The organism is Candidatus Hydrogenedentota bacterium (genome assembly GCA_012523015.1).
In the GTDB taxonomy this organism is placed as follows: Bacteria; Hydrogenedentota; Hydrogenedentia; order Hydrogenedentales; family CAITNO01; genus JAAYBJ01.
On sequence record JAAYJI010000299.1, the window covers coordinates 1 to 8,401 of the forward strand.

General features: G+C 50.8%; 6 protein-coding genes. 2 read left to right on the forward strand and 4 right to left on the reverse strand.

All coding sequences use genetic code 11. The features are described 5' to 3' along the window. A partial coding sequence (locus tag GX117_13120) for an efflux RND transporter permease subunit (GenBank protein ID NLO34270.1) occupies positions 1–768 on the reverse strand: 768 nt, incomplete at its 3' end. Continuing rightward, positions 765–2,222: a hypothetical protein gene (locus tag GX117_13125; GenBank protein NLO34271.1), complete on the reverse strand. Its 1,458-nt coding sequence runs from the start codon at positions 2,220–2,222 to the stop codon at positions 765–767. The genes GX117_13120 and GX117_13125, both read right to left, overlap by 4 nt. 537 nt (positions 2,223–2,759) lie before the next feature. Here GX117_13125 and GX117_13130 point away from each other — a divergent pair. Next, a complete protein-coding gene (locus GX117_13130) occupies positions 2,760–3,344 on the forward strand; it encodes a hypothetical protein (GenBank protein NLO34272.1) in 585 nt (194 codons plus the stop codon). Positions 3,345–3,429: 85 nt separating this feature from the next. Here GX117_13130 and GX117_13135 read toward each other — a convergent pair whose 3' ends face one another. After that, positions 3,430–4,497, reverse strand: a complete 1,068-nt coding sequence (locus tag GX117_13135) for a Gfo/Idh/MocA family oxidoreductase (GenBank protein ID NLO34273.1) — start codon at positions 4,495–4,497, stop codon at positions 3,430–3,432. Between the two features lie 414 nt (positions 4,498–4,911). Between GX117_13135 and GX117_13140 the strand changes: the two genes are divergently transcribed. Then, the gene (locus GX117_13140) at positions 4,912–7,542 is read left to right on the forward strand and encodes a hypothetical protein (protein NLO34274.1); all 2,631 of its coding nucleotides are present in this window, start codon (positions 4,912–4,914) and stop codon (positions 7,540–7,542) included. Positions 7,543–7,874: 332 nt separating this feature from the next. Here GX117_13140 and GX117_13145 read toward each other — a convergent pair. Then, a partial coding sequence (locus tag GX117_13145; GenBank protein NLO34275.1) for a tetratricopeptide repeat protein occupies positions 7,875–8,401 on the reverse strand: 527 nt, incomplete at its 5' end.

The following is an 8,401-nucleotide window of genomic DNA, read 5'->3' on the forward strand; positions in this document are numbered from 1 at the left end:
GATCCGGTCCAAGGTGATGTGGTAGCCTTCGGGGCGGGACAGCACGACAATGCCCGCGAAATCTTCTGACGTATAATTCCTGCCCAGCGTACGCAGACGGATATGCTCCCCTTCTGTACGAATGGTGCCGCCGGGCGCGTTTAAGCTGTTCGCTTTGATGACCATTGCCACCTGTTCGAAGGTGATGCCATATTCGCGAAGACGTTCTTCCGAAACTTCGATAATGATTTCACGATCCCGTTGTACCAGCTTCACTTGGCTGATACTGGGCAGGGCGATCAATTCATCTTTGACTTGTTTCGCATAATCTTGCAGCGCCGCGGTGGACAGATCTGGGCAGGTCACCGCAAGGAGCAACGCTTGGACGCGAATCAAAAATTCTTCCACAACCGGCCGTTCCGCATCGGGCGGAAAGGTGGTTATCGTGTCCACCGCTGTACGCACTTCATCTTTGACTTTATCGATGTCAAAGCCTTCCAAGATCTCAATATTTGCGATGCAAAAGTGTTCATTGGAGAGGGTGTGATAATTTTTGATGCCTTCCACGCCCTCTATGGCTTCTTCAATCTTGCAGCTGATCGCCTCTTCAACTTCAGCGGGATCAGCTCCGGGCCAGAAGACAGTCACCCGAATGGTATCCATGCGGATGTCGGGGAAGGTCTCGCGGGGCAAATATTTTAGTGCCCAAAAACCGCAGACGACGGCAAAGAGCACCATAATATTGGCGTAAACGCGATTCTTTACAAAGATGGTAAAGAATTGTTTCATGAGGCCTCATTTGCTCGGGATGATGGTGAAAGTGAATTGGCGTCTTCAGTAGGCGCGGCTTTGGCAGTGTCCGCTGACGCATCAGAATGATCAGCGGGCAACTCGTACTTCAACAGGATGCCCGGCATGGGATCCACCAAGCGCGTCAACACTGCCAGATCACCGGGAGCCAATCCGGAATCAACGAAGCTTTCCTTATTTTGGTTGCGAAGTATATTCACCTTCACCGGGCGCAGACGATTATCTACCGCCGTATATGCCATACCTTCATAGGTAACAGACCATTCAGGAAGACGATAGACGGATGTCATAGTCGTGCCGGTGATGTCAACACTGCAAAACATACCTTCGACCAGCGGTAAGGAAGCGTGTTCTGTCTCTTCTGTATTGGGCGCTACACTAATCGCCACCGTAACGGTGCGGGTCATGGGATCAAAGCGTTCCACGCGCGCCAACGTGCCTGCCCAAGACACAGACGGATCTTCGGTCCAACGCAGCACACAAGGCGCGGGGGCGAGGGGCCGAAACCAATTGGGCGATTCACGGGTATCCGCCTCAAGGAAAGGCAGCCACCGCCGTGCATCTTGGCTGTCAACGGGCACCGACACTTCAAGGGCGCTGTCATCTGCCAACAGCAAGATAATGAGCCCGGGCGCTACGGCCTGACCTACCTCAATTTGTTTGTGTTGAACCCGTGCATTAAAGGGCGCAAATTCTTCAGTTCGTTCCAGACTTAAATCCACCATTTCCAAAGCGGATTTACCTGCACGTAAGGCGGCTTCTGCTTCTTTAATACGCAGTGGATATAGATTGATCGCTTGTTCCACTTGATCAAAAGCATCCTGTGCTTTGCGATAATTGATCTCAGACAAATTGACCATGCTTTCCGAACCCACGTCGTCTTGTTGGAGCAGGGTCTTGTCACGATTGAATTCTTCCAAGGCGATATCGCGCGCCCGTTTGATGGTTTGCAGTCGGTTCTTATCGCTGGCATATTGTTCGTTCAGCGCCTTGACCATGATTTCGAGCCGCTCAATTTGTGCTTGACCCTGTGCCTGAGCCGCCAAATAATCCCGTTGATCAATGCGATAGAGCAGCTCACCTTTGGGGATTACATTGCCCACTTCCAGCTTAGGATGCAGATAAACCGTTTCGCCGGCTACTTTCGGCGTGACCGCCAAGGATTCCGCTGCGTGTACTTCGCCATAGCCGGAAATAATAACGGGCACATTTTCAGGGTAGACCGCCTTCACTTCCACTGTCACTTCTGCAGGCGGTAAATCGGCTTGCAGCGGTGGTTCGCGTAGGGACCGCAGATAAAGCAGCCCCCACAATCCCAAGCAAAGAATTAAAATACTGAGCACTAAATTGGCGAGGAATCGTTTCTTGCCGTGTTTTCGCGGGGTTGACCCGCTAAAGTCATCTGAACGATCGTTGTTTATGCTATTCGTCACGGTAGTTGTGCCTTGCTTTTTTCTCACCCAAAGAAGACAGGACTGCGCGCTTTGTCGTGCTCCATATAATCTGCTGAATCCGTATCAACGCATGCCTGCCGTTTCTTGCCGTTGTTAAAGGATTGGGAGCCTTTGCCGCATACATTCCCTACCATATAGTTGTTGCGCTTCCTATCTCCTCCAAATACAATCCTTCAAGGATCATTGTTATTGGCGACCCTATTATCACACTATCCCAAAATATAAGTCAACTGTAGGCGTCGTCCTTGTGAAGAACGATTCCACCCGATTTATCTTTCATTGCAGACCTTTAAAAAAGAAGGGTTTATCTTGCCTGTTTCGCGTCGCGGGAATGTTTGAAACAAGGGATTATTTCTAATGTCACGAGAAAAAACGGGCTCTGTCCACATTCCTGCCAAGCCAAGAAAATAAAATCTTTACATTTGCGTGATTTTTGTGTAAAATAGAAGCATGTTGCGATACAATTAGCTGGTCATCGACGAAGCAAAGGCTTCCTGTCGAATGAGGGAGATGCACATGATGAAACCTTTTAAAGTCGTGATGGTCTTGGCGGCAGTCGCTCTGCTGATGCCCTTGGCGGAGGCGGTGCCCCCGGCCTATGAAGGGCCTATGGGCAATCCGGAAGAACCTGCCTTGCGCGTTATCAAATGGCCTTGGCTCGGGTTGCGCAAATTGGTATACCATACCCACAACGGTTTAAAAGAAGGGATCCAATGGAGCCCTATCGAATCGATCGATGAAGGCGTCGGCGGCGCCGTACACGGTACGGGCATTCTTGTCGACCATACCGCCCGCGGCATGATCTACCAAAAGCTGCCCCCCAAAGCGCCGTTGAAACCGGGTCCCAGCTATGAATGTTGGGCGATGCGGTATATCGAAATGGAAACGAACACAGGACAGCCCCCACAAGTTCAAGAGGTACCCGCCGCTTGTCCGTGCTGTGCAGCCCAATTGCCGCCTCCTGAAGGCGGTCCGTATCTCGCCTTTAAAGAAGACGAGCCGGCACGCTTCAAAGTGCAGCGCCGCTATGTGGGCGCGCGTACAGCACAGCGAGACCGTAACTATGCGAGCCGCAAGAATCTCTTGAAACTGGCGCGCTAATCTTATTATGAAATAAAAAGAGGGCACTGATGAGGATAATCTTTGTCAGTGCCCTTGTTCTTTTTGTGTGCCCGTTTAGAGCCCGTTATTTTATTACAATCTCTTTATTCTTGCGCGACGATTCATAAATCGCGTCAATTATTTTTTGGATGCGCAGCGACTCTTCCGGTTTTACCATGACCTCTTTATCCGATTGTACGCACTCGCAGAAGTGTCGAATCTCGCGGCGGTGTCCGTCTTCCGGATCCAGCCAGTCCCACGTGGTGCGGTTCAGTGAGGAATGATCAGCGCTGAAAAAGCCTAAAGGATTTATGCCGATACCGCCTTTATCTCCCAAGATATACAGGTTTTCAATTTCATCGTGGGTGTTCGCCGCCCAAGAAACGGACATGGTCATGGTAAGCCCTTTTTCAAAACGGATCAGTGCCACGGCGTAGTCTTCCACATCGAATTCTTGGTGAGGATAGGGTACGCCCCAGTCCGCGTTAAAGAGATCAGTACGGTCCCCAAATTTGCGATAGACTTTGCCCGACGCAGCGACCGGTACCGGGCTGCCCATCAGCCAAATGCACAGATCCATCATGTGCACGCCAATATCGATCAGCGGACCGCCCAGCGATTCTTTTTTCAGATGAAACTTGCCCCAACCGGGGATACCGCGGCGACGCAGCCATTTGGTCTCCGCTGTGTAAATATCACCCAACGCGCCGCTGTCCACCACCTCTTTTAGTTTTTCGGCACGTGCCTCAAAACGCATATGTTGCGCCACCATCAGTTTCCGCTTGTTTTTGCGTGCAGCGGCAATCATCGCCTCGCATTCTTTGCTGTTCATGGCCATGGGCTTTTCCACCAGCACATGAGCCCCTTTTTCGAGGGCGGCAATTGTGGCAGGGGCGTGGACACGGTTTTGCGTGCACACATCAATGATGTCGAAATCCACAGCAGCAAGCATCTTTTTATAATCGGCGTAGGCTTTGGCTTGGGCACATTTTGCCGCTTCTTCTTCTCTGCGTTCGCGAATGAGATCGCAGATCCCGAGAATTTCCACCTGACCTTCCGCTTCCAATTCACGCCAATAAGGGAGATGTTGTTCTTGCGCAATGGCGCCGGAGCCGATCAACCCTACTTTCAAAACTTCTTTACGTGGGGGCATCAATAATTTCCTTCCTTTTAAACAGGGAATTGCATGGTTTGCCGAGAACCTATGTCAAAGGTATCAAAGAGCAGGCGGAGCCCGAAGATATCGGATCCCCATAGCATCTTAGTGGCGACAAGTATGTAAAATAAAGGGATAAAAAATCAAATGACGTGTCCTAATTCTTTGGCGCGGCAGGACATTATGAAAGGGCACTGATTTCAAAAAATCAGTAGCGCGATTATACGGATAAAAAGGTATATTCGCATAATGTTTTTATTGACACAGCACATTGAAAAATAAAGGAAGTCATGATAGACTTGAATAGGATAGACCTTGTGCACGGACCAGGCAACTACATGAATGTGTCACAATAAAAGAGCCTTCTCTGCATGGTACAATAAGCTGATAACAAAGAGAGATGAAGACACTATGCATTCTTATACAGGACGAATCGCGACCTACAGCATGATCATTGCAAGTATTGTTCTCGCTTGGAACAGTAGCGCCGATGCAGCATTTGCGAACGATAAAAGCGTTGCTATCTTTATTTATACCTTTGAAGAATTGCAGCGAATTGGCAATGATCCTGCCTACCCTCTAAACGGTACTTATGCGCTGATGGACGATATTGACGCTTCGGCAAGCACCGCGTGGGATGATGGCTTGGGATTTGCGCCAATAGGCAAAGCGAGTGCCCCATTCACAGGCAGCTTCTACGGAATGGGCCGTGTCATAAGCGGGCTCTTTATTAATAGGCCAACCCAGGATAATGTCGGACTTTTCGGCTATATAACGGAAACGGCTTTTATCGAAAATGCCTTTCTCACCAACGCTTCCATTTCCGGCAAGAACAATGTGGGCGCCTTGGTAGGGGCGAACTGGGGTGGATTTGTTGGGTTCTGCAACGCCACCGCGGTGGTTACAGGCGCCTGGAAAGCACGTTACGTAGGCGGTCTCATCGGCAGCAATGCCGGCGTTGTAGATGGATGTTTCTCCTTGGGCGAAGTGGTCGTCGGCGAAGAATCATGGTATGTAGGAGGGCTTATTGGTCAAAACTATGGGGATGTCGTATACAGCTATAGCGCCGTTACGGTCAATAGCGGTGACAAGTCGCAGTATGTGGGCGGACTCATCGGCAATAAACGGAGCGGCAACCTTTACGCATGTTATGCCACGGGCACTGTTACGGGCGGGCGCTATGTAGGCGGACTTGTCGGCTATAATGAGGATGACGCTGTGAACGCCTCTTATGCTGATGCCTTGATTCACGGAGTGACTTTTGTCGGCGGACTCATCGGGCGTAACATGGATCGGCTGACTACCAGCTACGCGAGGAGTGACATAGCCGATGCCGCCACCTATTTAGGAGGGCTGGTAGGCTACAACGACGGCATGGTTGACGCTTGTTACTCCTGCGGAACCGTTCCCAACGGTAACCAATCGGGCGGCTTGATCGGCGTCAACGGTTCCGGCAAAATACAAAAAAGTTTTTGGGATAAAGATACCAGCGGACGCAGCACTAGTGCCGGCGGCGTCGGGCTGTTAACGGTCGAAATGCAGCGCTTGGCATTCTTTCAAAACGCAGGTTGGAACAGTTATGGATGGGTCATGATTGAGGGAGAATATCCGCGGCTGTCTTGGGAAGGTTTTGATTGGCCCTCCATCCCCGAAGTTGTCCTACCCTATGACGGCAGCGGAACAGAAGCCGATCCTTATGTAATCGCAACGACAGACGATTTTGTGCAGCTTTTTCACCATTCAGGGATCATGAATTCCCATTTAAAACTGACGGCTGATTTGGATCTCAATGGGCATACACTGACGCCCATTGGCGACGGAGGCATCGGCTTCGGCGGCGTTTTTGATGGAGGTGGGCATGTGTTGCGCAATGGAACTATTTATATGCCCGACAATAACAATGTGGGCCTATTTACCATGCTTGCAGAAAAAGGACTCGTCTACGATTTACACGCAGAAAATCTTAGGGTTACCGGGAAAAATGGGGTTGGCGGACTGGTCGGTGTGAATCTGGGACGTGTGATAGGCTGCAGCGTTGATGGCAACATTACGGGAAACAATGAGGTGGGCGGCTTGATCGGCAACAATTACGGCGGCATCATCACCAGCCACGCCAAGGGACAGGTCACAGGTGCATATGCATCTGCCTCTATAGGCGGGCTCATCGGGCAAAGCTGGGAGGGCATTGCCATTGCCTGTTATGCAAAAAACAAAGTGAGTGGCGAGGACTACGCGCGGTATTTGGGTGGACTCGTCGGATACAATTATGGCTCTAAAGTGACTGATTGCTACGCCACGGGAGAGGTGAGCGGCGGCACAAACAGCGTGGGTATCGGCGGACTTGTGGGGCTCAACTATAATGGCGTTCTCATCGACTGCTACGCCATTGGCCGCGTAACCGGTGTGGAACCCAACAGTACCGGCGGGCTTGTATCACTGAATACGGGAGGCTCTGTGCAAGCGTGTTATTGGGATGTGAACAAGACATTGCAGAGCGTAAGTGCCGGCGGCGAAGGGCGTAGTTCCGGAGATATGACAACTCCTTATGGATCGAATATTTACACCCATTGGAAATTTGACGACCGCTGGGCCCACGACTCGACATACACCATTAATAACGGCTACCCCTACATTCGTGAAGATGCCGTCGTTCCCGACGAAGAATGGATTAGCTTCTTTCCCGACGAGGGCGAAGGTGAAGAGGAGGGCGAAGGCGAGGATGAAGGTGAGGGCGAGGATGAGGATGAAGGCGAGGGTGAAGGTGGAGGTCATGGGCTGGAAGGGGATGTTGCGCCCAGACACGGCGGAGATGGAATTATCAAGGTAAATGACTGGGTACAGGCAATGCGTTTTTATGTAGGTTTGGACACACCTGAGCCCGGTTTAGAATTTCAACAGCTCGATTGCGCTCCACGCGAAACCCGCGGTGACGGAAAAATCACTATCACCGACTGTGTTCAGATCGGCCGTTTCGCCACAGGATTGGATAAACCTAAACGCGCCGCCGGTCCCACAGAACCCGTCGTTGAAAATAAAGAATAGCTCTGCGCATCCCATGCTTCAATAAAGACGTGACAAAGCAATAGTCTTTGTTATATTCAAGTCGAATTATTCATTTTATTCAAAATATGGAGACTGTGCAGCAGGCGTCCTTTTCCTCGTGGCTGGCTCTATGCTTGGGTCTCTGCAATACCTTGTCCCCACGTTTCGACATGATCCCTGTAGGGCCGGGATGGAAAGGAGCGAGCTAAAGCTCGCGTACTCCAAAGAGGACTGGCATGGATATCCGAGCTAACCTACATAATACAACGCCTCAATGATACAAAAGCACAAATGCCGCGCTCAGAATCACACAGGAAGGGCGCGCCCCCCGTTTATTTATCCATGAGCTTTTTAAAGTTTTGGGCGGCGGTCCAATCACCATAGCGTTCCATTATCTGTGCCATGACGGCCTGTGCCTTTGCATCGCGCCCGGCTTCCATCAAGAGTTGAGCAGTCACGCGTCTAATTTGGAAATCGTCGCCCCACCAAGATAACGCCTTGTCTAGGGCTGCGAGGGCTTCCTCAAAGGCCTTGTCGCTAAGCTTTGCTTCCACTTCGGAGATCCGTTTTTCCATAAAGGCGCCGTCCATTTGCGGGGCAAACGTCTGATATCGTCCCAATTGTTGCAGCACATCCTTCATATAGATAAGTTCGAGATAAGGACTCAGCCCCAGTCGCTCTTTACACGTGTCGACAGCTAGGCGCTCCTTAGCCGGGGCGACGCCTTGTTGCTCAGCGATGCGCTGTTCCAGTACGTTAAAAATACTCAAAGCGATACGATGATAACCCTCGAAAAGGACATGTACATTATCATAGAAAAAGTCGTTGCCCATGATGCCGTTGTGACTTTGTGCGGTAA